Raw genomic sequence first — 24613 nt, 5'->3', positions numbered from 1 at the left:
CCTCGGTGATGCTATCGCAGGCAAGCCAGCTCCCACACAAGCCAGCCCCCACATTTGACCGGCGGCGTTGCTTACAGCTTGATCCAGGTCGCCTTCAGCTCGGTGTACTTGTCGAATGCGTGCAGCGACTTGTCGCGGCCGTTACCCGACTGCTTGAAGCCACCAAACGGCGCGGTCATGTCGCCGCCATCGTACTGGTTGACCCACACGCTGCCGGCGCGCAGGGCCTTGGCGGTCAGGTGCGCCTTGGAAATATCCGCCGTCCACACCGCTGCGGCCAGGCCGTATTGGGTGTCGTTGGCGATGGCGATGGCTTCTTCGGCGCTGTCGAAAGTGATCACCGACAGCACTGGGCCGAAGATCTCCTCCTGGGCAATCTTCATCGCGTTGGTCACACCGTCGAAAATCGTCGGTTCAACGTAGGTACCGCCGGTTTCTTCCAGGGTGCGCTTGCCGCCCGCCACCAGCTTGGCGCCATCGGCGTGGCCAGCTTCGATGTACGAGAGCACGGTGTTCATTTGCTGGGTGTCCACCAAGGCGCCGACGTTGGTCGCCGGGTCCAGCGGGTTGCCCGGCTTCCAGCCCTTGAGGGCCTCGATCACCAGCGGCAGGAATTTATCCTTGATGGAGCGCTCCACCAGCAGGCGCGAGCCGGCGGTGCAGACTTCGCCCTGGTTGAAGGCGATGGCACCGGCGGCGGATTCTGCGGCGGCTTGCAGGTCCGGCGCATCGGCGAACACGATGTTCGGGCTCTTGCCGCCCGCTTCCAGCCACACGCGCTTCATGTTCGACTCGCCGGAGCGAATCAACAGTTGCTTGGCGATCTTGGTGGAGCCGGTGAACACCAGGGTGTCGACGTCCATGTGCAGCGCCAGGGCGTTGCCCACGGTGTGACCGTAACCCGGCAGCACGTTGAACACACCTTTTGGAATACCGGCTTCAACGGCCAGGGCTGCGATGCGGATGGCGGTCAGCGGGGATTTTTCAGACGGCTTGAGGATCACCGAGTTACCGGTCGACAGCGCAGGCCCGAGTTTCCAGCAGGCCATCATCAGCGGGAAGTTCCACGGCACGATCGCGCCGACAACGCCCACCGGCTCGCGGGTCACCAGACCCAGTTGATCATGCGGGGTGGCCGCAACTTCGTCATAAATCTTGTCGATGGCCTCGCCGCTCCAGCTCAGCGCATTGGCTGCGCCGGGGACGTCGATGCCCAGGGAGTCGCTGATCGGCTTGCCCATGTCCAGGGTTTCGAGCAGCGCCAACTCTTCGGCATTGGCCTTGAGCAGCGCCGCGAAACGGATCATCGCCGCTTTGCGTTTGGCTGGCGCGAGACGCGACCAGACACCGGAATTGAAGGTAGCACGGGCATTTTCTACGGCGCGCTGCGCGTCGGCGGCGTCACAGCTGGCAACGGTAGCCAACAGTCGGCCATCGACCGGGCTGATGCACTCGAAGGTGTCACCGGAAACGGCGGCGGTGTATTCGCCATTGATATAGGCGCGGCCTTCGATCTTCAGATCCTTGGCGCGTTGTTCCCAGTCGGCACGGGTCAGGGTGGTCATGCGAGTGTCCTCCTCTTGTTGAATACAAGGGCCAGGCGATGTCCCCCGGCAGCCTCAAAGAATTCTTGCCCGGCCAGCCTGCTGTTCGGCTCAAGGCAGCTGCCACCCTAAACCAGCGGCCTGGGGAGTTTCAATATATTTGACATAACCCCGGTAAACGCCCTTGCGATGTTCATTTTAATAAACATAGACTTTGGGCTCTCCAACCGCAGGCCAGACGGGACACGCACATGAGCATCCAGGATATCGTCGACTTCAGCCAAGCCAACACCGCCCCCGACCGCTACCGGCCTGCCGCCGAAAAAATCCTCAAGGGCGACCCTGAACAGACAATTTATAACCACTACAACAGCCCCTGCGGCCAGATGAGCGCCGGGGTCTGGGAAGGTGAGGTCGGGCAGTGGAAGGTCAACTATACCGAGCATGAGTATTGCGAGATTGTGCAGGGCGTTTCCGTGCTGCGCGATGCCGAGGGTAACGCCAAGACCTTGCGCGCCGGCGACCGCTTCGTGATTCCCGCCGGGTTCAGCGGCACCTGGGAAGTGCTGGAGCCGTGCCGCAAGATCTACGTGGTGTTCGAACAGAAAGCCTGATCAGCAAATCGCAGGCAAAAAAAAGCCCGACTCGTGAGAGACGGGCTTTTTTTCACAAGGAGGAAAATCAATTACTTGATTTTGCCTTCTTTGTAGATCACGTGCTTGCGAACGCGCGGGTCGAACATTTTCTTTTCGAGCTTGTCCGGGGTAGTACGCTTGTTCTTGTCGGTAGTGTAGAAGTGACCAGTACCGGCGCTAGAGATCATTCGAATCAATTCACGCATGATAGAGCTCCTTAGATCTTGCCAGCGGCACGGATTTCGGCCAGCACGACAGTGATGCCACGCTTGTCGATGATACGCATGCCTTTAGCAGATACACGCAGGCGAACAAAACGTTTCTCTTCTTCAACCCAGAAGCGGTGATGCTGCAGGTTCGGCAGGAAACGACGACGGGTTTTGTTATTTGCGTGGGAAATGTTATTCCCAGTCACCGGACCCTTACCGGTAACTTGACAGACTCTCGACATGCCTCAGCCCTCTAAAACCACATGCCCAACCCGGCATGGGTTGGCCGCTTAATCTCTCAGTCATTTGGCGCCAGGCGCCGCGTTTCTTTAGGGTCTTACCGGCTACACCTACAAGCGAAGGAACCGGGCCCCTAGAAAAGAGCGCTGCTTTATACCAGAAAGACCCCAGTGCAACAACAGCCCGTGTGTTTTTACCGGCGTAAATCTCGGTAACAAACGCCCGAACCGTTGCCAGGAGGGGCCGCTGTAACAGCCGACCGCTCGTCGCACAGAATGATTTACAGCGCTCGCGCGCGCAGTAAAGCGCACGGCGAAACGCGCTGAGGCGCCATCAAAACAGCATTTGAGGCAAAAGCACAGGCAAAAATGGGCTAGTCATTTATCAGTCAGACCACTACGGTAGGACTTTTCCAGACTGCACTCGCAGATGGGCCTTCGATCTGCAAAGGAAACCGAACATGCGCCTCGCTGCCCTACCGCTATTGCTAGCCCCTCTCTTTATCGCCCCGCTGGCGTCTGCCGCCAGCAACTTGAGCGTCTGCACCGAGGCCAGCCCCGAAGGGTTCGACGTGGTGCAATACAACTCCCTGACCACCACCAACGCCTCCGCCGACGTGCTGATGAACCGCCTGGTCGACTACGACGCGGCCAGCGGCAAACTGGTGCCCAGCCTGGCGGACAGCTGGGACGTCTCGCCAGATGGCCTGACCTACACCTTCAAGCTGCACCCGGACGTGAAATTCCATCGCACCGAGTATTTCACCCCAAGCCGCACCCTGACCGCCGAAGACGTGCGCTTCAGCTTCGAACGCATGCTCGACCCGGCCCACCCGTGGCACAAGATCGCCCAGAGCGGCTTCCCGCATGCGCAGTCGCTGCAATTGCCCACGCTGGTCAAGAAGATCGACGCCCTCGACCCATTGACCGTGCGCTTCACCCTGGACCACGCCGACTCGACCTTCCTCGCCGCCCTGAGCATGGGTTTCGCCTCGATCTACCCGGCCGAATACGCCGACAAACTGCTCAAGGCCGGCACTCCGGAAAAACTCAACAGCCAGCCGATCGGCACCGGGCCGTTCATCTTCAGCCGTTTCCAGAAGGATGCCGTGGTGCGCTACAAAGCCAACCCGGACTACTTCGCCGGCAAACCGGCTGTGGATAACTTGATCTTCGCCATTACCACGGACCCCAACGTACGCCTGCAGAAACTGAAGCGCGATGAGTGCCAGATCGCCCTGTCGCCCAAGCCTCTGGATGTAGGCGAGGCGCAAAAAGACCCTGCGCTCAAGGTGGAAAAAACCGCCGCCTTCATGACCGCATTCGTGGCCATCAACAGCCAGCACCCACCGCTGGACAAGCCCGAAGTACGCCAAGCGATCAACCTGGCCTTCGACAAGGCCAGCTACCTCAAGGCCGTGTTTGAAGGCACCGCCGAAGCCGCCAACGGCCCTTACCCGCCCAACACCTGGAACTACGCCAAAGACCTGCCGGGCTATCCGCAGGATCTCGCCAAAGCCAAGGCCCTGCTGGCTCGCGCCGGGCTCAAGGACGGTTTCAAGACCACCATCTGGACGCGCCCCACCGGCAGCCTGCTGAACCCCAACCCGAACCTTGGCGCGCAACTGTTGCAGGCCGACCTGGCTAAAGTCGGCATCCAGGCCGAGATCCGCGTGATCGAATGGGGCGAACTGATTCGTCGCGCCAAAGCCGGCGAGCATGACCTGCTGTTCATGGGTTGGGCTGGCGACAACGGTGACCCGGATAACTTCCTGACCCCGCAGTTCTCCTGCGCAGCGGTGAAGTCCGGCACCAACTTCGCCCGTTACTGCGACCCGGCGCTGGACAAGCTGATCAGCGCCGGCAAGACCACCAGCGAGCAAGGGGTGCGCAGCAAGCTGTACCAACAGGCCCAGGCGCAGATCCAACAGCAGGCACTCTGGCTGCCGCTGGCGCACCCGACGGCATTCGCCCTGACGCGCAAGAATGTCGAGGGATACCAGGTGAGCCCGTTCGGCCGTCAGGATTTCTCCAAGGTCAGCGTCAAGCCCTGAGCACCAGCCCCGCCCTTTTGGGGCGGGGCTACATCCATCCATGCTCCGCCATCGACAGCGGGTCGCCATCGCCCACAATGATGTGATCCAGCACCCGCACATCCACCATTTCCAAGGCTTTTTGCAGGATTCTGGTCAATTTTCGATCAGCTGCGCTCGGCTCCAGACTTCCCGAAGGATGGTTGTGACAGAGGATCAACGCCGCTGCGTTGTAAGCCAGTGCGCGCTTGACCACTTGCCGCGGGTACACCATGGCCGCGTCGATGGTGCCCTCCGATAAAGCCTCGAAGCCCAGCACCCGGTGCCTTGAGTCAAGGAACAGACAGCCAAAAACCTCGTGGGGCTCATGGCGCAGCAGCGCCTTGAGGTAATCACGCACGGCCACCGGGCTTTCCAGTACCGAGTCACTGCGCAAGCGCTCGGCCATATGGCGCCTGGACATTTCCAGCACGGCCTGCAACTGGGCAAACTTTGCCGGCCCCAAGCCCAATTGCTGGTTGAACAGCGTCTGGCTGGCCTCCAGTAACGGCCGCAGGCCGCCAAATTGCGCCAACAAATGACGCGCCAGGTCCACTGCGCTCCAGCCGGAAACCCCGGTGCGCAGGAAGATTGCCAGCAATTCAGCATCGGACAGACTCGCCGCACCCCACTCCAAAAGCTTTTCTCGCGGCCGCTCTGCTGCCGGCCAATCGCGAATACTCATCCCTGGTCCCTCTCCATATAGGCCGTGTGCGCCGCTGTTGCGCGGCAGGCGCTGTGTTATCGTAGGCCCTCTTTTTTGCATGCGATTTCACCTGGGGAGGGGGCATCGCACGCGCCATTGAACTGGCATCACTGAACTGGAAAGGCAAACCAATGCAGCGTCTGTATCGGAAACGCATCGTTCTCGGCGTCGGCGGCGGCATTGCCGCCTACAAGAGCGCAGAGCTGGTCCGCAGGCTCCTGGACCAGGGCGCCGAAGTGCGCGTGGTCATGACCCGTGGCGGCAGTGAGTTCATCACCCCGCTGACCATGCAGGCCTTGTCCGGCCACCCGGTGCACCTGGACCTGCTGGACCCTGCGGCCGAAGCCGCCATGGGCCATATCGAGCTGGCCAAATGGGCCGATCTGGTGCTGATCGCGCCGGCCACCGCCGACCTGATCGCCCGCCTGGCCCAAGGCATCGCCGATGACCTGCTGACCACCCTGGTACTGGCCACCGACGCCACCGTGGCCATCGCCCCGGCCATGAACCAGGCCATGTGGCGCGACCCGGCCACCCAAGCCAACACTCAACTGCTGCAAAGCCGTGGCCTCAAGGTGTTCGGCCCTGCATCCGGCAGCCAGGCCTGCGGCGACGTGGGCATGGGCCGCATGCTCGAAGCCACCGACCTGGCGCTGTGCGCCGCCGAGTGCTTCCAGCACCTGGCCCTGACCGGCAAGCATGTGCTGATCACCGCCGGCCCGACCCAGGAAAACATCGACCCGGTGCGCTACATCACCAACCATAGCTCAGGAAAAATGGGCTTTGCGCTGGCCGAAGCCGCGGTCGAGGCAGGCGCGCGCGTCACCCTGATCACCGGCCCGGTGCATTTGCCGACCCCCGATCGCGTCACGCGAATCGACGTAGTCAGCGCCCGCGACATGTTGGCGGCCTGTGAGGCGGCCATTCCCTGCGACTTGTTTATCGCCTCGGCAGCGGTTGCAGACTACCGCCCGGAAGTCGTCGCCCCGCAAAAGCTCAAGAAAGACCCTACAAGCGGTGACGGCCTGCTCCTGCAAATGGTGCGCAACCCGGACATCCTGGCCACGATTGCCACGCGACCAGACCGCCCGTTCAGCGTCGGCTTTGCCGCCGAGACCGAGCATTTGCTGGACTACGCCGCACGCAAATTGAAAGACAAAAACCTCGACTTGATCGTTGCCAATGATGTCGCCAACCCGAGCATCGGCTTCAACAGCGAGGAAAACGCCTGCAGCGTGATCGACCGCGAGCTGCACGCCACCCTTTTCGCCCAGACCAGCAAGGGCAAGATTGCCCGCCAACTGATCTCTTTTATCGCCCAACGGCTGAACCAGGTTTAATTTCCATGCACGCTTTGCAAGCCAAAATCCTCGACCCACGCATCGGCACCGAATTCCCACTGCCGGCCTACGCCACCCCAGGCTCCGCCGGCCTCGACCTGCGTGCCATGCTCAAGCAAGACACCCTCCTTGAGCCGGGCCAGACCCTCCTGATCCCCACCGGCCTGTCGATCTACGTTGGCGACCCGGGCCTGGCTGCGCTGATCCTGCCGCGCTCCGGCCTGGGTCACAAACACGGGATCGTGCTGGGCAATCTGGTGGGCCTGATCGATTCGGACTACCAGGGCGAGCTGATGGTGTCGTGCTGGAACCGTGGCCAGACCGCATTCAATATCGCCGTCGGCGAGCGTATTGCCCAGTTGGTACTGGTGCCGGTGGTGCAGGCGCACTTCGAATTGGTCGAGGAATTCGACGAGACCCAACGCGGCGCAGGTGGTTTCGGGCATTCCGGCAGCCACTGACTAAGCTGAATCTGGCCGGGCACTCTTGCCCGGCTCGACGCCACCGCAAGGCTTTTCAGGACGAAGAATGCGCGGATTAAATCAGCGAGATTTCCCCAGTGAAATCAACGCATTACGCAGACAACAAGACGGAGCCCAAGCTCCGATGGCACTTTTGCACCACGAACTCTCTGCCGAAAACACCGTCATACCCTTCAGTTTGAGCCTGCCGGTCAGCCACTTTAAGGCCAGCCTTGCCCCCTTCAGATGGAGTTTCCCCCGCGATGAGTAACGCAGCCCGAGTAGCCCCGACATTCCCCGACAGCATCTTTCGCGCCTATGACATCCGTGGCGTGGTGCCCAAGACCCTGACCGCCGAAACCGCCTACTGGATTGGCCGCGCCATCGGCTCCCAAAGCCTCGCCCAGGGTGAGCCGAACGTGTCGGTTGGCCGCGACGGTCGCCTGTCCGGCCCCGAGCTGGTGGAGCAACTGATCCAGGGCCTGGCCGACAGCGGCTGCCATGTCAGCGACGTGGGCCTGGTACCCACGCCTGCGCTGTACTACGCCGCCAACGTGCTGGCCGGCAAATCCGGGGTGATGCTCACCGGCAGCCATAACCCGTCGGACTACAACGGCTTCAAGATCGTCATCGCCGGTGACACCCTGGCCAACGAACAGATCCAGGCCCTGCACGACCGCCTGAAGACCAATGATCTGACCAGCGGCGAAGGCAGCATCACCAAAGTCGACATCTTGCAGCGCTACTCTGATGAAATCACCCGCGACGTCAAACTCGCCCGCCGCCTCAAAGTGGTGGTGGACTGCGGCAATGGCGCGGCCGGCGTCATCGCCCCGCAACTGCTTGAAGCCCTGAACTGCGAAGTTATCCCGCTGTTCTGCGACGTCGACGGCCACTTCCCCAACCATCACCCGGACCCGGGCAAGCCTGAAAACCTGGTGGACCTGATCGCCAAGGTCAAGGAAACGGGCGCCGATGTCGGCCTGGCCTTCGATGGCGACGGCGACCGCGTGGGCGTGGTGACCGAAACCGGCGAGATCGTCTTCCCGGACCGCCTGCTGATGCTGTTTGCCCGCGATGTGGTGGCACGCAACCCAGGCGCCGAGATCATTTTCGACGTCAAATGCACCCGCCGCCTCACCCCGCTGATCAAGGAATACGGCGGTCGCCCGCTAATGTGGAAGACCGGTCACTCGTTGATCAAAAAGAAAATGAAGGAAACCGGCGCGCTGTTGGCCGGTGAAATGAGCGGTCACGTGTTCTTCAAAGAACGCTGGTTCGGGTTTGATGACGGTATTTACAGCGCCGCTCGTCTGCTGGAGATCCTCAGCAAGGAAAAATCCACGGCAGAAGAGCTGTTTCAGACCTTCCCGAATGATATTTCTACGCCAGAGATCAATATCCATGTGACCGAGGAGAGCAAATTCAGCATCATTGACGCACTGCACGATGCGCAATGGGGCGAAGGCGCCAACCTGACCACCATTGATGGTGTGCGAGTCGATTACGCCAAAGGCTGGGGCCTGGTTCGCGCGTCCAACACCACACCGGTGCTGGTCCTGCGTTTCGAGGCGGATACCGAGGCTGAGTTGCAGCGCATCAAGGACGTGTTCCACGCCCAGTTGAAACGTGTTGCCCCTGATCTCCAATTACCGTTCTGATTTTTTACCGGAGCCCTGAATGACCCTCGAACGCGAAGCCGCTGCCAACACCGCCAAGGTCCTGTCCGAAGCGTTGCCCTACATTCGACGCTACGTCGGCAAGACGCTGGTGATCAAGTACGGCGGCAATGCCATGGAAAGCGACGAGCTGAAAACCGGCTTTGCCCGCGACATCGTGTTGATGAAAGCTGTCGGGATCAACCCGGTGGTGGTGCACGGCGGCGGCCCGCAAATCGGCGACCTGCTCAAGCGCTTGTCGATCGAGAGTCACTTCATCGATGGCATGCGCGTCACTGACGCGCAGACCATGGACGTGGTGGAGATGGTCCTCGGCGGCCAGGTCAACAAAGACATCGTCAACCTGATCAACCGCCACGGCGGCAGCGCGATCGGCCTGACCGGTAAGGACGCGGAGCTGATCCGTGCGAAAAAACTGACGGTCACCCGTCAGACACCGGAAATGACCCAACCGGAAATCATCGACATCGGCCAAGTGGGCGAAGTGATCGGCATCAACACCGATTTGCTGAACCTGCTGGTCAAGGGCGATTTCATCCCGGTGATCGCGCCAATCGGCGTGGGTGCCAACGGTGAGTCCTACAACATCAACGCCGACCTGGTGGCCGGCAAAGTGGCCGAAGCGCTGAAGGCTGAAAAGCTGATGCTGCTGACCAACATCGCCGGCCTGATGGACAAGGAAGGCAAGGTGCTGACCGGCCTGACCACCCAACAAGTGGACGAGCTGATCGCCGACGGCACCATCTACGGCGGCATGCTGCCGAAGATCCGTTGCGCACTGGAAGCGGTGCAAGGCGGCGTGGGCAGCTCGCTGATCCTGGATGGCCGCGTGCCGAATGCGATCCTGCTGGAGATCTTCACCGATACGGGTGTGGGCACGCTGATCAGTAACCGCAAGCGTCCTTAAGCGCTGAAAACAAAAAGGCCCCGCTCAATAACATTGGGCGGGGCCTTTTTTTCTGCCTGCGATCCAAATGTGGGAGCTGGCTTGCCTGCGATGACGGGAGCGCATTCAACAATTGCATCGCCTGACACACCGCAATCGCGGGCAAGCCCGCTCCCACAGGAGAATAGTGTCAGACGCCAAATTGCTCGCGGTACGCACGCACCGCCGGCAAATGCTGCTTGAGCTGCGGGTCAGCTTCCAGGAACTGCAACACCTGGTTCAACGACACGATGCTCACCACCGGGATGCCGAAATCTCGTTCCACTTCCTGGATCGCCGACAACTCGCCGTTGCCGCGCTCCTGACGGTTAAGCGCAATCAACACACCGGCCGCCTTGGCGCCGTCCTGGAGGCGATAATCTGCATCACCTCACGGATGGCCGTACCGGCGGTGATCACGTCGTCGATGATCAGCACATCACCTTTGAGCGGCGCGCCGACCAGGCTGCCGCCTTCGCCGTGAGCCTTGGCCTCTTTGCGGTTGAAGCACCATGGCAGGTCCTGCCCGTGATGTTCAGCCAAAGCCACGGCGGTTGCCGCGGCCAGGGGAATACCCTTGTAGGCCGGGCCAAACAAAACATCAAAGGAAATACCGCTTTCAACGATGGCTGCCGCGTAGAAACGACCCAGCTGAGCCAGGGCCGAACCCGAGTTGAACAAGCCTGCATTGAAGAAGTACGGGCTGGTGCGCCCGGACTTCAAAGTGAACTCACCGAAGCGCAAAACGCCGCGATCGATGGCAAAACGAATGAAATCGCGTTGATACGCCTGCATGAAAAAAGCCTCAGATACCACGGATTTAGCTAATTAGGTAGACGGCGTGTATCATACACGCACGCGATTTTTGGGGCCATTTATGCGGATCATCAGTGTGAACGTTAATGGTATTCAGGCTGCAGTCGAGCGTGGTTTGCTCAGTTGGCTGCAAGCCCAGAATGCCGACGTCATCTGCCTGCAGGATACCCGCGCCTCCGCCTTTGAACTGGACGACCCAGCCTTCCAACTGGATGGCTACTTCCTTTATGCCTGCGATGCCGAAGTGCCCACCCAAGGTGGCGTGGCTTTGTATTCGCGGTTGCAACCCAAGGCGGTCATCAGCGGCCTCGGCTTCGAGACAGCCGACCGCTACGGGCGCTACCTGCAAGCCGATTTCGATAAGGTCAGCATCGCGACCTTGCTGCTCCCTTCGGGGCAGAACGGCGATGAAGACTTGAACCAGAAGTTCAAGCTAATGGACGATTTCGCCCGTTACCTGGATAAACAGCGGCGCAAACGTCGCGAGTACATTTATTGTGGCTCGCTCTACGTGGCGCAACAAAAGCTGGATATCAAGAACTGGCGCGACAGCCAGCAATCCCCGGGTTTCCTGGCGCCGGAACGGGCCTGGATGGACGAGATTGTCGGCAACATGGGTTATGTGGATGCCCTGCGCGAAGTCAGCCGTGAAGGCGACCAGTACAGCTGGTGGCCCGACAATGAACAGGCTGAGATGCTCAACCTGGGCTGGCGCTTCGACTACCAGTTGCTGACCCCAGGCCTGCGCCGGTTCGTACGCAGCGCACGCCTGCCGCGCCAGCCGCGCTTCTCGCAGCACGCGCCGCTGATCGTGGACTACGACTGGACACTGACCATCTGAGGTCTTTTCCCAGGCACAAAAAAACCGACATCGCTGTCGGTTTTTTTGTGGGCGCTCATTATTTGATCAGACGCCAGGTCAGGGGGTAGCGATAAACAATCCCCTTGTTGGCCTTGATGCTGCCGATGATGGTCAGCACCACCGTGGCGATTGCCAGGGCAATCATCAGGAAAAAGCCGATCACCGCGAAGGCCAGCACAATGCACGCTATCCAGGCGATGGCCACGGTAATCTGGAAGTTCAAGGCTTCCTTGCCCTGATCATCAATAAACGGGTCCATTTCCTTCTTCATCTGCCACAGGATCAGTGGCCCCACGACGCTGCCGAAAGGGAACACAAACCCCAGAAACGCCGCGAGATGACACAACATTGCCCCCTGACGCACCTCGTAGGAAGGCGTAGGCACGGGCATCTGGTTGTCACTCATGGCGCGTCTCCTTGAGGCGGGTTCAGTCAGCCAGTGCGGCGTTCTGCAGTTCGAAGATTTCGGTCATGCCTTTCTGGGCCAGGGCCAGCATGGCATTCAGGTCGGCTGGCTGGAATGGCGCGCCTTCGGCGGTGCCCTGCACTTCGATGAAGCCACCGGTGCTGGTCATGACTACGTTGAGGTCAGTCTCGGCAGCCGAGTCTTCCAGGTAGTCCAGGTCCAGCACCGGCTCGCCCTGGTACATGCCCACCGACACAGCGGCAATCATCTGCTTGAGCGGGTCGCCGCCTTTCAGGCCGCCGCGCTTCTTGATCACTTTAAGCGCATCAACCAACGCCACCATGGCGCCGGTGATGGAGGCCGTGCGGGTACCGCCATCGGCCTGGATCACGTCGCAGTCGACGTACAGGGTCACGTCGCCCAGCTTGGACATGTCCAGCGCTGCGCGCAGCGAGCGGCCGATCAGACGCTGGATTTCCAGGGTGCGACCGCCCTGCTTGCCACGGCTGGCCTCACGCTGGTTACGCTCGCCAGTGGCACGCGGCAGCATGCCGTACTCGGCAGTCAACCAGCCTTGGCCCTGGCCTTTAAGGAAACGCGGCACGCCGTTTTCGACGCTGACGGTGCAGATAACCTTGGTATCGCCAAACTCGACCAGTACAGAACCCTCGGCGTGTTTGGTGTAGTTGCGGGTGATGCGGATCGAGCGGAGCTGATCGGCAGCGCGACCACTTGGACGTTTCATAGGGGATACCTGTACGGAGGACGAAAAACTGCCGAGCATTATAGAGCCGCGAGCCGATTCGGGGCACTGCTAAAAAATCCAGTTACGAATGCTCGGGTTTGGGCGCACTCGTCCCACTGCGCTACAATCCTGCGCCTTCTTAACCATCAGCCCGTGTTTGCGGGACTGCAACGCGAGGTACCTCCATGGTGCACAGCATGACCGCCTTCGCCCGCGTCGAAAAAGCCGGCGCCCAAGGCACCCTGAGCTGGGAACTGCGCTCGGTCAACAGCCGTTACCTGGAGCCGCACCTGCGCCTGCCGGAATCCTTCCGCGACCTCGAAGGCGCCGTGCGTGAAGCGCTGCGTCAAGGCATCTCGCGCGGTAAGCTGGAATGCACCCTGCGTTTTACCGAGGAAACCACCGGCAAGCCGTTGCAGGTCGACCGCGACCGCGCCGCACAACTGGTGGCCGCCGCCGAAACCATCGCCGGCCTGATCAAGCAGCCTGCCGCGCTGAACCCGCTGGAAGTGCTGGCCTGGCCCGGCGTGCTGGTGGCCGACGCCAGCGACCCGCAGGCCCTGAACGCCGAAGCCCTAGCCCTGTTCACCCAGGGCTTGAAGGAGCTCAAGGCTGGCCGCGAGCGCGAAGGCGCCGAGCTGGCGCGCCTGATCAACGAGCGCCTGACATCCATCGAAGAGGATGTGGTGACCCTGCGCGAGCTCGTGCCGCAGATGCTCGCCACCCAGCGCCAGAAGGTCCTCGACCGCTTTACCGACATGAAGGCCGACCTCGACCCCGTGCGCCTGGAACAGGAAATGGTGCTGCTGGCACAAAAAAGCGATGTTGCCGAAGAACTCGACCGCCTGAGCACGCACATCCTTGAAGTGCGACGTGTGCTCAAATCGGGCGGTGCCGCCGGTCGGCGCCTGGACTTCCTGATGCAGGAACTCAACCGCGAAGCCAATACACTGGGCTCCAAGGCGTTTGACCCGCGCAGCACCACGGCTGCGGTCAACCTCAAAGTGTTGATCGAGCAGATGCGCGAACAAGTACAGAATATTGAGTAAGGCAACTTCCATGACCCACAGCACCGGCACCCTTTACATCATTTCCGCCCCTTCGGGCGCGGGCAAAAGCAGCCTGGTCAAGGCCCTGACCGACGCTGACGAGCAGATCCGCATTTCGGTCTCGCACACCACCCGCGCCATGCGCCCGGGCGAGGTGAACGGGGTGCACTATCACTTCGTCGAGCGCACCGAGTTCGTCAAGATGATCGAACACGGCGACTTCCTCGAGCGCGCCGAAGTATTCGGCAACCTCTACGGCACCTCGCAAAGCCACTTGCAGCAGACCCTGGACGAAGGCCACGACCTGATCCTGGAAATCGACTGGCAAGGCGCCGAGCAAGTGCGCCAGCTGATGCCCAAGGCGCGCTCGATCTTCATCCTGCCACCGTCGCTGGAAGCCTTGCACCAGCGCCTGACCAACCGTGGCCAGGACAGCGACGAGATCATCGAAGGCCGCATGCGTGAAGCCGTCAGCGAAATGAGCCACTACGTCGACTACGACTACCTGATCATCAACGACGATTTCGCCCACGCGCTGGACGATTTGAAGGCGATTTTCCGCACCAATCAGCTCCAGCAAAAGCGCCAACAGCAGCGTTTCGGCAAATTACTGGCTGAACTACTCGGCTGATTGGCTCTTCCCAAAACCGCTGCAAGGGCTTTACATTGGCACTTGTAGCGGTTTTGTGAGGGCCTGGGAAAAATCAGCGCTTCCCTAAACGCTGGTGATTTTTTAAACTGTTTAGTCCGCTCGCCCAACCGGGCAGCGCGCATCTTGCATTCGCTCCGAGGAATACCATGGCCCGCGTAACCGTTGAAGACTGCCTAGAACACGTGGATAACCGCTTTGAGCTGGTCATGCTCTCTACCAAGCGTGCCCGTCAACTGGCCACTGGCGGCAAAGAGCCCCTGGTCCAGTGGGAAAACGACAAGCCTACCGTTGTAGCCCTGCGTGAAATCGCTGAAGGCCTGATGAGCTACGAGTTCATCGCCAACGCCGAGATCGTTGAGGACGAACCGCTGTTTGCAGCGTTCGAGGACGAGTCCAACGAGGCCGTCTAAGCCTATGCCTGGTCGACGTAGCACGGCGCGGGGTCACAGCCAACGGCAGGAGTCATTCCTTTGCCGAGCATAGACGCCCTCGCCGATCGCTTATCGACCTACCTCGGCCCAGACCAGGTCAACCTGGTCCGCCGAGCGTATTTCTACGCCGAACAAGCCCACGACGGCCAACGCCGCCGCAGCGGCGAGGCGTACGTCACGCATCCCCTTGCAGTGGCAAATATCCTGGCCGACATGCACATGGACCATCAGAGCCTGATGGCCGCGATGCTGCATGACGTGATCGAAGACACCGGCATTGCCAAGGAAGCGCTCAGCGCGCAATTTGGCGAAACCGTGGCCGAACTGGTCGACGGGGTCAGCAAGTTGACCCAGATGAACTTCGAGACCAAGGCCGAAGCCCAGGCGGAAAACTTCCAGAAGATGGCCATGGCCATGGCCCGAGACATTCGGGTGATTTTGGTCAAGCTGGCCGACCGGCTGCACAACATGCGCACGCTGGAAGTGCTGTCCGGCGAAAAACGCCGGCGCATCGCCAAGGAAACCCTGGAAATCTACGCGCCCATCGCCAACCGGCTGGGCATGCACGCCATTCGTATCGAATTTGAAGACCTCGGCTTCAAGGCGATGCACCCGATGCGCTCGGCGCGCATCTACCAGGCGGTCAAGCGCGCCCGGGGCAACCGCAAGGAAATCGTCAACAAGATCGAAGAGTCGCTGAGCCATTGCCTGGCGATCGACGAAATTGAAGGCGAAGTCAGCGGCCGGCAGAAACACATCTACGGCATCTACAAGAAGATGCGCGGCAAGCGTCGGGCCTTCAACGAGATCATGGACGTGTATGCGTTCCGGATCATCGTCGACAAGGTCGACACTTGCTATCGCGTGCTGGGCGCTGTACATAATTTGTACAAACCCCTGCCGGGGCGCTTCAAGGATTACATCGCGATTCCCAAGGCCAACGGCTATCAGTCGCTGCATACCACGCTGTTCGGTATGCACGGGGTACCGATCGAGATTCAGATCCGCACGCGGGAAATGGAGGAGATGGCCAACAACGGCATCGCCGCCCATTGGCTGTACAAGTCCAGCGGCGATGAGCAACCCAAGGGCACCCATGCCCGCGCCCGCCAGTGGGTCAAAGGCGTGCTGGAAATGCAGCAACGTGCCGGCAACTCCCTGGAATTTATCGAAAGCGTGAAGATCGACCTGTTCCCGGACGAGGTCTACGTGTTCACGCCCAAAGGCCGGATCATGGAGTTGCCCAAAGGCTCCACGGCGGTCGACTTTGCCTACGCGGTGCACACCGACGTCGGCAACAGCTGTATTGCCTGCCGGATCAACCGTCGCCTCGCGCCGCTGTCCGAACCGCTGCAAAGCGGCTCCACGGTCGAGATCGTCAGTGCACCCGGCGCCCGCCCGAACCCGGCCTGGCTCAACTTCGTGGTCACCGGCAAAGCGCGGACACACATCCGCCACGCGCTCAAACTGCAGCGCCGCTCCGAATCCATCAGCCTCGGCGAACGCCTGCTGAACAAGGTGCTCAACGGTTTCGACAGTGCCCTGGACAAGATCCCGACCGAGCGCGTGCAAGCGATGCTCCACGAGTATCGCCAGGAAACCATCGAAGACCTGCTGGAAGATATCGGCCTGGGTAACCGCATGGCCTATGTGGTGGCCCGCCGCCTGCTTGGTGAAGGCGAACAACTGCCAAGCCCGGAAGGCCCGCTGGCGATTCGCGGCACCGAGGGCCTGGTGCTCAGCTACGCCAAGTGCTGTACGCCGATCCCGGGCGACCCGATTGTCGGCCACCTGTCGGCGGGCAAAGGCATGGTGGTGCACCTGGACAACTGCCGCAATATCACCGAAATCCGCCACAACCCGGAAAAATGCATCCAGCTCTCGTGGGCCAAGGATGTCACCGGCGAATTCAACGTCGAGTTGCGCGTGGAGCTGGAACACCAGCGCGGCCTGATCGCCCTGCTGGCCAGCAGCGTCAACGCGGCCGACGGCAATATCGAGAAAATCAGCATGGATGAGCGCGATGGCCGCATCAGCGTGGTCCAGCTGGTAGTGAGCGTGCACGACCGCGTGCACCTGGCCCGCGTGATCAAGAAACTGCGCGCCTTGACCGGGGTGATCCGCATCACCCGCATGCGTGCATAACCCATCCATTACAAGGAGTCATACATGACCAAGACCGTTATCACCAGCGACAAGGCCCCAGCTGCCATCGGCACCTACTCCCAGGCGATCAAGGCCGGTAACACCGTCTACATGTCCGGCCAGATCCCACTGGACCCAAAGACCATGGAACTGGTTGAAGGCTTCGAAGCACAAACCGTACAGGTTTTCGAAAACCTCAAGTCCGTCGCTGAAGCGGCAGGCGGCTCGTTCAAAGACATCGTCAAGCTGAACATCTTCCTCACCGACCTGAGCCACTTCGCCAAGGTCAACGAGATCATGGGCAAGTACTTCGAACAGCCGTACCCAGCCCGCGCCGCCATCGGCGTCGCCGCCCTGCCTAAGGGTGCGCAGGTTGAGATGGACGCGATTCTGGTCATCGAGTAAAACACCCGGCGCAGCCCCCACAAGCTGCGCCGACTTCGTTTCAGAAGGATTTCGTGATGCGCAAAGCGCTTGTAGCTTCTTCGTTGCTCGCCCTGTTGCTCGGCGGCTGCGCCAGCAACCCTGCCGACCTGGATGTGAGCGGCACCTGGATCAACCAGGTCGCCATCAATGCGGCAGCGAAGGGCGGCCCTTTGCGTGAAGCCCTGCAGTCCCATGGTCCGACCCTCGAATGGGAGGTCAACACCAAGGCTTCGCAGGCACGCTACTACAACGGTTTTGAAGTAGCTGAAGGCAAGTTGCTCGGCGAAAAATCCGGCGCCTGGAGCGTAGATTTTTACGGCAGCTCCGCCACCGAACTCAAGCGTAAAGGCAAGCAACTGCAGCAAATGGCCAATGACAATGAGCCTGAACAGCTGTTTGCCCGCGCCAAAGACCCGGCCCCGGAAGGCGCGCCCATCGGCGCCAATTTTGAGCGAGCGCTGTATGCGGCCTATATGGGCGGCGACTGGAAGATCACTGACGGCTTCGGCAGCGGCGCCACGGTGCAGTTCCAGGCTAACGGCAAGGTCGCCGGCCTGCCTAACGTTGATCAGTACTCGCTGTGCCTGGCGGGCGACTGCGCCTCGATGAGTGGCGGCTACGACAGCATCTGGCTGCAATTGAATGGCCAGGGCAACCCGTGGATCTTTACCCGCAAGGGCAAACAGCTGGAAATCTTCCAGGCGATCAATACCGCGCAAGCGGATGAAGTGCCCTCATTCACACCGGGCCCTCGCCAATGGCTGCTTGAAAAGCAATAACCGCCCTCACCCGAATCCAAATGTGGGAGCGGGCTTGCTCGCGAATGCGGTGTATCAGAAACACATTCAGTGACTGAAACTCCGCTTTCGCGAGCAAGCCCGCTCCCACATTTTTGGACTGCGTTTCAGCCTTTCAGTATCGCCGCGTAGCCTTCGCGATAGGTCGGATACGTCGGCACCCAACCCAGCGCCTTGATACGGGCATTACTGCATTGCTTGCTACCCGCGCGCCGCACACTGGCGTCATCGGCCCACTCGGTCACACCCAGATACTCGCGCAACCAGCCCACCACCTCGGCCAGTGGCGCAGGCGCATCGTCAACGCCGATGTAGACCTTGTCCAACGCGCCGCCCTGCTCCACATGGCGCAGCAAAAAAGCCAGCAAACCCGCCGCATCGTCCGCATGAATCCGGTTGCCATATAAAGGTGGATCAACCGCCACGCGATAGCCTTGGCGCACCTGGGTCAACAGCCATTCACGACCGGGGCCGTAGATCCCGGTCAACCGCACGATGCTCGCCGGGATCCCGCTGTTGAGCGCCACTTGCTCGGCCTCCAGCATCACTTGGCCGGAATAGCCGTTGGCCTGGGTGTCGGAGGTTTCGTCGACCCACTCGCCGTTCTGTTGCCCATACACACTGCTGCTGGATACAAACAGCAGGTGTTTCGGCTCCTGACCATAGTCGCCCAGCCATTCCAGTACATGCTTCAACCCTTGCACGTACGCGGCGCGGTAGCCGGCTTCGTCGTGATCGGTCGCGGCGGCGCAGTACACCAGGTAATCCACCCCGCCGATCGGCCAGGTGTCGGGGCAATCCTTTTTGAACAGGTCGCCGGCAATGCCGATCACGCCGTCGGGCAGGCGTGAAATATCCCGTCGCAGGCCATGAACCTCCCATTCCGAGGCGAGCAATTGGCTGGCCAGCCGACTCCCCACATCGCCACAACCGGCAATTACAACAGAAGGCGCAGACATCAGAAAACTCCGTACAGAAAGGTCTAGGTTAGCCTTCGCGGATGACAGACGGCCACAAAAAGGACAAATAAAGTTACTGTATTACTTCTGTTAACAAGAATTACTTGCAATAATAACCGCCCATTTGTCCTCGACCCCCTGGGTCTGGAAGGACGATCACTCATTTTTTCTCTCAGGTCCGGCCAGCATGACACGTAATACAAACCCCGCTTCGCCAACCACGCTTCACAGCCCATCCCGCGCCTGGCGCGCGATTGCTGCGCTGCTGTTCAGCGTACTGCTGGCACCGACCGCCGCCTTCGCAGACGCCACCGCACCCGCCACCCCGGCAGCTGCCCAGCAAGGCACGCCCGCTCCAACAGCTGCGCCGGCGGCCACCGACCCGGCCCAGGCTGCAGCCCCTGCCGCCTCCGCCGACGACACCGGCGTGGTACTGGAAGAAGACAACACCCTGGGCATGGCCCACGACCTGTCGCCATGGGGCATGTACCAGAACGCTGACGTTGTGGTGAAAGCCGTGATGATCGGCCTGGCCATTGCTTCGATCATCACCTGGACCATCTGGATCGCCAAGGGCTTCGAGCTGCTGGGCGCCAAGCGTCGCCTGCGCACTGAAATCGTCCACCTGAAAAAGGCCACCACCCTCAAGGAAGCCAGCGAAACCGCGACCAAGAAGGGCACCCTGGCCAATACCCTGGTGCACGACGCGCTGGAAGAAATGCGTCTGTCGGCCAACACCCGCGAAAAAGAAGGTATCAAGGAACGTGTGGCCTTCCGCCTGGAGCGTCTGGTGGCGGCCTGCGGTCGTAACATGAGCAGCGGCACCGGCGTGCTGGCGACCATCGGTTCCACCGCGCCGTTCGTCGGCCTGTTCGGTACCGTGTGGGGCATCATGAACAGCTTCATCGGCATCGCCAAAACCCAGACCACCAACCTCGCCGTCGTTGCCCCAGGCATCGCCGAAGCCCTGCTGGCAACCGCCCTGGGCCTGGTTGCGGCGATTCCTGCGGTGGTGATCTACAACGTCTTCGCCCGCTCGATTGCCGGCTACAAGGCCCAGGTATCGGATGCGTCGGCGGAAGTCCTGCTGTTGGTCAGCCGCGACCTCGATCACCTGCCTACCGAGCGCAGCTCGCAACCGCACATGGTGAAAGTGGGGTAATCGGCCATGGGCCTGCATTTGAATCAAGGCGACGACGAACTCGTCGAGAACCACGAAATCAACGTCACGCCGTTTATCGATGTGATGCTGGTGCTGCTGATCATCTTCATGGTGGCCGCACCACTGGCCACCGTGGACATCAAGGTCGACCTGCCCGCCTCCAGCGCCAAGCCGGCGCCACGGCCAGAGAAACCGATCTTCCTCAGCGTCAAGGCGGACCAACGCCTGTTCCTGAGCGAAGAAGAAGTCAAAGCTGAAACCCTGGGGCCGGTGCTCGACGCCAAGACCCAAGGCAAGAAAGACACGACGATCTTCTTCCAGGCTGACAAGGGCGTGGACTACGGCGACCTGATGAGCGTGATGGATGCCCTGCGGGCAGCCGGCTACCTCAAGGTGGGCCTGGTCGGACTCGAGACGGCAGCCAAAAAATGATCACGACGCGCCACAAACTGACGCGTTATGGCACCAGCCTCGCCGTCGTGCTGGGCGTGCATGCCGTCGCGATTGCCATCGCGCTCCATTGGTCGGCGCCGCACACGGTGCAGTTGCCACCGGCAGCCATGGTCATCGACCTGGCACCGATGCCTGCGCCACCACCACCGGCACCGCCAAAAGTCATAACGCCGCCGCAACCGCCGGCACCGGTGGAGGAGTTGCCTTTGCCGAAACTGGCCGAGGCGCCCAAGCCGACGATCCAGGTGCCCAAGCCGGTCAAACCCAAGCCCAAGCCTCAGCCGCCCAAGCCTGTGGAGAAAAAGATCGAGCCGCTCAAGGAGAAACCTTCCGAAGAGCCGCCGAGCGACGCTCCACCGACCAACGCGCCGGCTGAAAAATCGGCCCAGCCGGTTCCAGGCCCGTCGCCGCAACAGATCGCTGCCAAAGCGTCCTGGGAAGGCACACTGCTGGCCCACCTGCAGAAGTACAAGAAGTACCCGCCAGGTGCCCAGGCCCGTGGCAAGGAAGGTCTGAACCGCCTGCGCTTCGTGGTCGATGCTGACGGCAACGTGCTGTCCTACGAGTTGGTGGGCCGCTCCGGCAACGCCGACCTGGACCGCGCCACCCTGGACATGATCCGTCGTGCCCAGCCGCTGCCCAAGCCGCCGGCCGATATGCTCAAAGGCGGCAGCATCGAGATCGTTGCACCGTTCGTGTACAACATCGAGAAGCGTCGCCGGTAAAGGCACATAGGCACCAATGTGGGAGGGGCAAGCCCCCTCCCACATTTTGGTTTCATCGCAGCAGAAAAATCCCGACTACTCCGCGCTCAATCCTCACCAAAGTTCTGATAACGTGCGTCTATCGATTGCAGCCGGTATGCTTGGCTCGCAACCTCATGGACGCCCGCTATGACTCTTACAGAATTACGCTACATCGTTACCCTCGCCCAAGAGCAGCACTTCGGCCACGCGGCCGAGCGCTGCCATGTCAGCCAGCCGACGCTGTCGGTAGGCGTGAAGAAGCTTGAAGACGAACTCGGTGTGCTGATTTTCGAGCGCAGCAAAAGCGCCGTGCGCCTCACCCCCGTGGGCGAAGGCATCGTTGCCCAGGCCCAGAAGGTCCTGGAACAAGCGCAAAGCATTCGCGAGCTGGCCCAGGCCGGCAAGAACCAGCTGACCGCTCCGCTGAAAGTCGGCGCCATCTATACCGTCGGCCCGTACCTGTTCCCGCACCTGATCCCGCAACTGCACCGCGTAGCGCCGCAGATGCCGCTGTATATCGAAGAAAACTTCACCCACGTACTGCGCGACAAACTGCGTAACGGCGAGCTCGACGCGATCATCATCGCCCTGCCCTTCAACGAAGCGGACGTGCTGACTCTGCCGCTCTACGACGAGCCGTTCTACGTGCTGATGCCGGCCTCCCACCCGTGGACGCAAAAAGACACCATCGACGCCGGCCTGCTCAACGACAAGAGCCTGCTGCTGCTGGGCGAAGGCCACTGCTTCCGCGACCAGGTGCTGGAAGCCTGCCCCACATTGACCAAAGGCAACGACGGCGCCAAGCACACCACCGTGGAATCCAGCTCCCTGGAAACTATCCGCCACATGGTGGCTTCCGGCCTGGGCATTTCGATCCTGCCGCTGTCGGCGGTGGACAGCCATCACTACGCCCCCGGCGTGATCGAAGTGCGCCCACTCACGCCACCGGTGCCGTTCCGTACCGTGGCGATTGCCTGGCGCGCCAGCTTCCCACGGCCTAAGGCGATTGAAATCCTCGCCGACTCGATCCGCCTGTGTTCGGTGGCCGAGCCGCCTGCTGCGAGCTGATTAGACGTATGACTGAGCTGTCGCAGGTGTCGGTCACCGCCCTTAAAGGTGTCGGTGAAGCCATGGCCGAAAAGCTGGCCAAGGTCGGCCTGGAAAACCTCCAGGACGTGCTGTTCCACCTGCCCCTGCGTTATCAGGACCGCACCCGCGTGGTGCCGATTGGCCAGTTGCGTCCTGGGCAGGATGCGGTGGTCGAAGGCACCGTCAGCGGCGCCGACGTGGTGATGGGCAAGCGCCGCAGCCTGGTGGTGCGCCTGCAGGACGGCACCGGCGGCCTGAGCCTGCGCTTCTACCATTTCAGCAATGCACAGAAGGACGGCCTCAAGCGTGGCACCCGCGTGCGCTGCTACGGCGAAGCGCGGCCCGGCGCCTCGGGCCTGGAGATTTACCACCCGGAGTACCGCGCCATCACCGGCGACGAGCCGCCGCCGGTGGACACCACCCTTACACCGATCTACCCGCTCACCGAAGGCCTGACCCAGCAACGCCTGCGCCAGCTGTGCATGCAAACGCTGACGATGCTCGGCCCCACAAGCCTGCCCGACTGGCTGCCGCTGGAACTGGCCCGCGACTATCAGCTGGCGCCGCTGGCCGATGCGATTCGCTACCTGCATCACCCACCGGCCGACGCTGATGTAGACGAACTGGCGCTGGGTCATCACTGGGCCCAGCACCGCCTGGCCTTTGAAGAGTTGCTGACCCACCAACTGTCCCAGCAACGCCTGCGCGAGAGCATGCGCTCGCTGCGCGCACCGGCGATGCCCAAGGCCACGCGGCTACCTGCGCAATACCTGGCCAACCTGGGCTTTGCGCCGACCGGCGCGCAGCAGCGCGTCGGCAATGAAATCGCCTACGACCTCAGCCAAAAAGAACCGATGCTGCGCCTGATCCAGGGCGATGTGGGCGCGGGCAAAACCGTGGTCGCGGCCCTCGCCGCGCTGCAAGCACTGGAAGCCGGTTACCAAGTGGCGCTGATGGCGCCCACCGAGATCCTTGCCGAGCAACACTTCATCACCTTCAAGCGCTGGCTCGAACCGCTGGGCCTGGAAGTGGCGTGGCTGGCCGGCAAGCTCAAGGGCAAGAACCGAGCAGCGGCGCTGGAACAGATCGCCGCCGGCGCACCGATGGTGGTGGGCACCCACGCACTGTTCCAGGACGAAGTGAAGTTCAAGAACCTGGCCTTGGTGATCATCGACGAACAGCACCGTTTCGGCGTGCAACAACGCCTGGCACTGCGCCAGAAAGGCGTGGGCGGGCGCATGAGCCCGCACCAGTTGATCATGACCGCCACGCCGATCCCGCGCACCCTGGCCATGAGCGCCTACGCCGACCTCGACACCTCGATCCTCGACGAACTGCCCCCGGCCGCACCCCGGTCAACACCGTGCTGGTCACCGACACCCGCCGCGTCGAAGTGATCGAGCGCGTGCGCGGCGCCTGTGCCGAAGGCCGCCAGGCGTACTGGGTGTGCACGCTGATCGAAGAGTCCGAAGAACTGACCTGCCAGGCCGCCGAGACCACTTACGAAGACCTCACCAGCGCGCTGGGTGAGCTCAAGGTCGGGCTGATCCACGGGCGCATGAAACCGGTGGAAAAAGCCGCGGTGATGGCCGAGTTCAAGGCCGGCAACCTGCAACTGCTGGTGGCCACCACCGTGATTGAGGTGGGTGTGGACGTGCCTAACGCCAGCCTGATGATCATCGAAAACCCCGAGCGCCTGGGCTTGGCGCAATTGCACCAATTGCGCGGCCGCGTCGGCCGGGGCAGCACCGCCAGCCACTGCGTGCTGCTGTATCACCCGCCGCTGTCGCAGATCGGGCGTCAGCGCTTGGGGATCATGCGCGAAACCAACGATGGGTTTGTCATCGCCGAAAAAGACCTGGAACTGCGCGGGCCCGGCGAGATGCTCGGCACGCGCCAGACCGGCCTGCTGCAATTCAAGGTCGCCGACCTGATGCGCGATGCCGACCTGCTGCCCGCTGTGCGCGATGCCGCGCAGGCGCTGCTGGAGCGCTGGCCGGAACATGTCAGCCCGTTGCTGGATCGCTGGCTGCGACATGGGCAGCAATACGGCCAAGTGTGACGC

The 24613-nt window shown here is 61.5% G+C and carries 23 protein-coding genes and 3 pseudogenes; 18 read left to right on the top strand and 8 right to left on the bottom strand.

What is annotated here, in order from left to right; translation table 11 throughout:
* Nucleotides 1–71: 71 nt before the first annotated feature.
* Nucleotides 72–1565, bottom strand: a complete 1494-nt coding sequence (locus LRS56_27290) for an aldehyde dehydrogenase (protein ID WDU62403.1) — start codon at nt 1563–1565, stop codon at nt 72–74.
* Nucleotides 1566–1795: 230 nt separating this feature from the next.
* Here LRS56_27290 and LRS56_27285 point away from each other — a divergent pair, with 230 nt between their 5' ends.
* A complete protein-coding gene (locus tag LRS56_27285) occupies nt 1796–2158 on the top strand; it encodes a cupin domain-containing protein (protein WDU62402.1) in 363 nt (120 codons plus the stop codon).
* A gap of 71 nt (nt 2159–2229) precedes the next feature.
* Here the strand turns inward: LRS56_27285 and rpmG are convergent, their stop codons facing one another.
* Together rpmG and rpmB are read right to left on the bottom strand one after the other, a co-directional pair.
* Entirely contained in the window at nt 2230–2385 is a 156-nt protein-coding gene (rpmG, locus tag LRS56_27280; protein WDU62401.1) for a 50S ribosomal protein L33, read from the bottom strand.
* 11 nt (nt 2386–2396) lie between these two features.
* Complete coding sequence (rpmB, locus tag LRS56_27275) at nt 2397–2630, bottom strand: 50S ribosomal protein L28 (protein ID WDU62400.1); 234 nt, start codon at nt 2628–2630, stop codon at nt 2397–2399.
* Between the two features lie 458 nt (nt 2631–3088).
* Here rpmB and LRS56_27270 point away from each other — a divergent pair, with 458 nt between their 5' ends.
* The gene (locus tag LRS56_27270; GenBank protein WDU62399.1) at nt 3089–4681 is read left to right on the top strand and encodes an ABC transporter substrate-binding protein; all 1593 of its coding nucleotides are present in this window, start codon (nt 3089–3091) and stop codon (nt 4679–4681) included.
* A gap of 28 nt (nt 4682–4709) precedes the next feature.
* Here the strand turns inward: LRS56_27270 and radC are convergent, their stop codons facing one another.
* A complete protein-coding gene (gene radC, locus LRS56_27265; GenBank protein ID WDU62398.1) occupies nt 4710–5384 on the bottom strand; it encodes a DNA repair protein RadC in 675 nt (224 codons plus the stop codon).
* A 152-nt stretch (nt 5385–5536) separates the two neighbouring features.
* Here radC and coaBC point away from each other — a divergent pair, with 152 nt between their 5' ends.
* The 4 genes and pseudogenes from coaBC (at nt 5537) to argB (ending at nt 9792) form a co-directional block, all read left to right on the top strand.
* Nucleotides 5537–6745 carry a bifunctional phosphopantothenoylcysteine decarboxylase/phosphopantothenate--cysteine ligase CoaBC gene (coaBC, locus tag LRS56_27260; GenBank protein WDU62397.1) on the top strand — a complete coding sequence of 403 codons (1209 nt, stop codon included), beginning with the start codon at nt 5537–5539 and terminating at the stop codon, nt 6743–6745.
* A 5-nt stretch (nt 6746–6750) separates the two neighbouring features.
* Nucleotides 6751–7206, top strand: coding sequence for a dUTP diphosphatase (dut, locus tag LRS56_27255; protein WDU62396.1), 456 nt, complete (start codon nt 6751–6753; stop codon nt 7204–7206).
* 248 nt (nt 7207–7454) lie between these two features.
* Nucleotides 7455–8867 (top strand): annotated as a pseudogene (locus LRS56_27250) (phosphomannomutase/phosphoglucomutase).
* A gap of 19 nt (nt 8868–8886) precedes the next feature.
* Nucleotides 8887–9792: an acetylglutamate kinase gene (gene argB / locus LRS56_27245; GenBank protein ID WDU62395.1), complete on the top strand. Its 906-nt coding sequence runs from the start codon at nt 8887–8889 to the stop codon at nt 9790–9792.
* A gap of 169 nt (nt 9793–9961) precedes the next feature.
* On the opposite strand, the pseudogene pyrE reads toward argB, so the two are convergent.
* Nucleotides 9962–10605: pseudogene (gene pyrE, locus LRS56_27240) on the bottom strand (orotate phosphoribosyltransferase).
* A gap of 82 nt (nt 10606–10687) precedes the next feature.
* On the opposite strand from pyrE, the gene LRS56_27235 reads away from it, so the two are divergent.
* Nucleotides 10688–11467, top strand: coding sequence for an exodeoxyribonuclease III (locus tag LRS56_27235; protein WDU62394.1), 780 nt, complete (start codon nt 10688–10690; stop codon nt 11465–11467).
* Nucleotides 11468–11525: 58 nt separating this feature from the next.
* On the opposite strand, the gene LRS56_27230 is transcribed toward LRS56_27235, so the two are convergent.
* Nucleotides 11526–11894 (bottom strand): DUF4870 domain-containing protein, encoded by a 369-nt coding sequence (locus LRS56_27230; protein ID WDU62393.1) that lies wholly within the window; start codon nt 11892–11894, stop codon nt 11526–11528.
* A 22-nt stretch (nt 11895–11916) separates the two neighbouring features.
* Nucleotides 11917–12639 (bottom strand): ribonuclease PH, encoded by a 723-nt coding sequence (gene rph / locus LRS56_27225; protein WDU62392.1) that lies wholly within the window; start codon nt 12637–12639, stop codon nt 11917–11919.
* Between the two features lie 185 nt (nt 12640–12824).
* On the opposite strand from rph, the gene LRS56_27220 reads away from it, so the two are divergent.
* From LRS56_27220 to LRS56_27195, 6 genes are all read left to right on the top strand, one after another.
* Nucleotides 12825–13688: a YicC family protein gene (locus LRS56_27220; GenBank protein ID WDU62391.1), complete on the top strand. Its 864-nt coding sequence runs from the start codon at nt 12825–12827 to the stop codon at nt 13686–13688.
* Nucleotides 13689–13698: 10 nt separating this feature from the next.
* A complete protein-coding gene (gene gmk, locus LRS56_27215) occupies nt 13699–14319 on the top strand; it encodes a guanylate kinase (protein ID WDU62390.1) in 621 nt (206 codons plus the stop codon).
* Nucleotides 14320–14486: 167 nt separating this feature from the next.
* Entirely contained in the window at nt 14487–14750 is a 264-nt protein-coding gene (gene rpoZ / locus LRS56_27210; GenBank protein ID WDU62389.1) for a DNA-directed RNA polymerase subunit omega, read from the top strand.
* A 60-nt stretch (nt 14751–14810) separates the two neighbouring features.
* Nucleotides 14811–16916 carry a bifunctional GTP diphosphokinase/guanosine-3',5'-bis pyrophosphate 3'-pyrophosphohydrolase gene (gene spoT, locus LRS56_27205; protein WDU62388.1) on the top strand — a complete coding sequence of 702 codons (2106 nt, stop codon included), beginning with the start codon at nt 14811–14813 and terminating at the stop codon, nt 16914–16916.
* Between the two features lie 24 nt (nt 16917–16940).
* A complete protein-coding gene (locus tag LRS56_27200; protein WDU62387.1) occupies nt 16941–17321 on the top strand; it encodes a RidA family protein in 381 nt (126 codons plus the stop codon).
* Nucleotides 17322–17377: 56 nt separating this feature from the next.
* Nucleotides 17378–18121, top strand: coding sequence for a hypothetical protein (locus tag LRS56_27195; protein WDU62386.1), 744 nt, complete (start codon nt 17378–17380; stop codon nt 18119–18121).
* 125 nt (nt 18122–18246) lie between these two features.
* Here the strand turns inward: LRS56_27195 and LRS56_27190 are convergent, their stop codons facing one another.
* Entirely contained in the window at nt 18247–19098 is an 852-nt protein-coding gene (locus LRS56_27190; GenBank protein WDU62385.1) for an SDR family oxidoreductase, read from the bottom strand.
* A gap of 187 nt (nt 19099–19285) precedes the next feature.
* Here LRS56_27190 and exbB point away from each other — a divergent pair, with 187 nt between their 5' ends.
* From exbB to recG, 5 genes and pseudogenes are all read left to right on the top strand, one after another.
* Nucleotides 19286–20260 (top strand): tonB-system energizer ExbB, encoded by a 975-nt coding sequence (gene exbB, locus LRS56_27185; protein WDU62384.1) that lies wholly within the window; start codon nt 19286–19288, stop codon nt 20258–20260.
* Nucleotides 20261–20266: 6 nt separating this feature from the next.
* The gene (gene exbD, locus LRS56_27180; GenBank protein ID WDU62383.1) at nt 20267–20692 is read left to right on the top strand and encodes a TonB system transport protein ExbD; all 426 of its coding nucleotides are present in this window, start codon (nt 20267–20269) and stop codon (nt 20690–20692) included.
* The gene (locus LRS56_27175; GenBank protein ID WDU62382.1) at nt 20689–21438 is read left to right on the top strand and encodes an energy transducer TonB; all 750 of its coding nucleotides are present in this window, start codon (nt 20689–20691) and stop codon (nt 21436–21438) included. Before exbD ends, LRS56_27175 begins: the two co-directional genes overlap by 4 nt.
* Before the next feature lie 168 nt (nt 21439–21606).
* Nucleotides 21607–22527 carry a LysR substrate-binding domain-containing protein gene (locus tag LRS56_27170; protein WDU62381.1) on the top strand — a complete coding sequence of 307 codons (921 nt, stop codon included), beginning with the start codon at nt 21607–21609 and terminating at the stop codon, nt 22525–22527.
* 8 nt (nt 22528–22535) lie between these two features.
* Nucleotides 22536–24610, top strand: a pseudogene (gene recG, locus LRS56_27165) (ATP-dependent DNA helicase RecG).
* Nucleotides 24611–24613: the final 3 nt, after the last annotated feature.

The organism is Pseudomonas poae (assembly GCA_028869255.1).
Taxonomy (GTDB): domain Bacteria; phylum Pseudomonadota; class Gammaproteobacteria; order Pseudomonadales; family Pseudomonadaceae; genus Aquipseudomonas; species Aquipseudomonas poae_C.
This window is presented reverse-complemented; position numbering and strand designations above follow the sequence as displayed.

Coding starts and splice junctions, on each gene's coding strand:
- LRS56_27290 (WDU62403.1), bottom strand. CDS start 1,565: ATGACCACCCTGACCCGTGCCGACTGGGAACAACGCGCCAAGGATCTG.
- LRS56_27285 (WDU62402.1), top strand. CDS start 1,796: ATGAGCATCCAGGATATCGTCGACTTCAGCCAAGCCAACACCGCCCCC.
- rpmG (WDU62401.1), bottom strand. CDS start 2,385: ATGCGTGAATTGATTCGAATGATCTCTAGCGCCGGTACTGGTCACTTC.
- rpmB (WDU62400.1), bottom strand. CDS start 2,630: ATGTCGAGAGTCTGTCAAGTTACCGGTAAGGGTCCGGTGACTGGGAAT.
- LRS56_27270 (WDU62399.1), top strand. CDS start 3,089: ATGCGCCTCGCTGCCCTACCGCTATTGCTAGCCCCTCTCTTTATCGCC.
- radC (WDU62398.1), bottom strand. CDS start 5,384: ATGAGTATTCGCGATTGGCCGGCAGCAGAGCGGCCGCGAGAAAAGCTT.
- coaBC (WDU62397.1), top strand. CDS start 5,537: ATGCAGCGTCTGTATCGGAAACGCATCGTTCTCGGCGTCGGCGGCGGC.
- dut (WDU62396.1), top strand. CDS start 6,751: ATGCACGCTTTGCAAGCCAAAATCCTCGACCCACGCATCGGCACCGAA.
- argB (WDU62395.1), top strand. CDS start 8,887: ATGACCCTCGAACGCGAAGCCGCTGCCAACACCGCCAAGGTCCTGTCC.
- LRS56_27235 (WDU62394.1), top strand. CDS start 10,688: ATGCGGATCATCAGTGTGAACGTTAATGGTATTCAGGCTGCAGTCGAG.
- LRS56_27230 (WDU62393.1), bottom strand. CDS start 11,894: ATGAGTGACAACCAGATGCCCGTGCCTACGCCTTCCTACGAGGTGCGT.
- rph (WDU62392.1), bottom strand. CDS start 12,639: ATGAAACGTCCAAGTGGTCGCGCTGCCGATCAGCTCCGCTCGATCCGC.
- LRS56_27220 (WDU62391.1), top strand. CDS start 12,825: ATGGTGCACAGCATGACCGCCTTCGCCCGCGTCGAAAAAGCCGGCGCC.
- gmk (WDU62390.1), top strand. CDS start 13,699: ATGACCCACAGCACCGGCACCCTTTACATCATTTCCGCCCCTTCGGGC.
- rpoZ (WDU62389.1), top strand. CDS start 14,487: ATGGCCCGCGTAACCGTTGAAGACTGCCTAGAACACGTGGATAACCGC.
- LRS56_27200 (WDU62387.1), top strand. CDS start 16,941: ATGACCAAGACCGTTATCACCAGCGACAAGGCCCCAGCTGCCATCGGC.
- LRS56_27195 (WDU62386.1), top strand. CDS start 17,378: ATGCGCAAAGCGCTTGTAGCTTCTTCGTTGCTCGCCCTGTTGCTCGGC.
- LRS56_27190 (WDU62385.1), bottom strand. CDS start 19,098: ATGTCTGCGCCTTCTGTTGTAATTGCCGGTTGTGGCGATGTGGGGAGT.
- exbB (WDU62384.1), top strand. CDS start 19,286: ATGACACGTAATACAAACCCCGCTTCGCCAACCACGCTTCACAGCCCA.
- exbD (WDU62383.1), top strand. CDS start 20,267: ATGGGCCTGCATTTGAATCAAGGCGACGACGAACTCGTCGAGAACCAC.
- LRS56_27175 (WDU62382.1), top strand. CDS start 20,689: ATGATCACGACGCGCCACAAACTGACGCGTTATGGCACCAGCCTCGCC.
- LRS56_27170 (WDU62381.1), top strand. CDS start 21,607: ATGACTCTTACAGAATTACGCTACATCGTTACCCTCGCCCAAGAGCAG.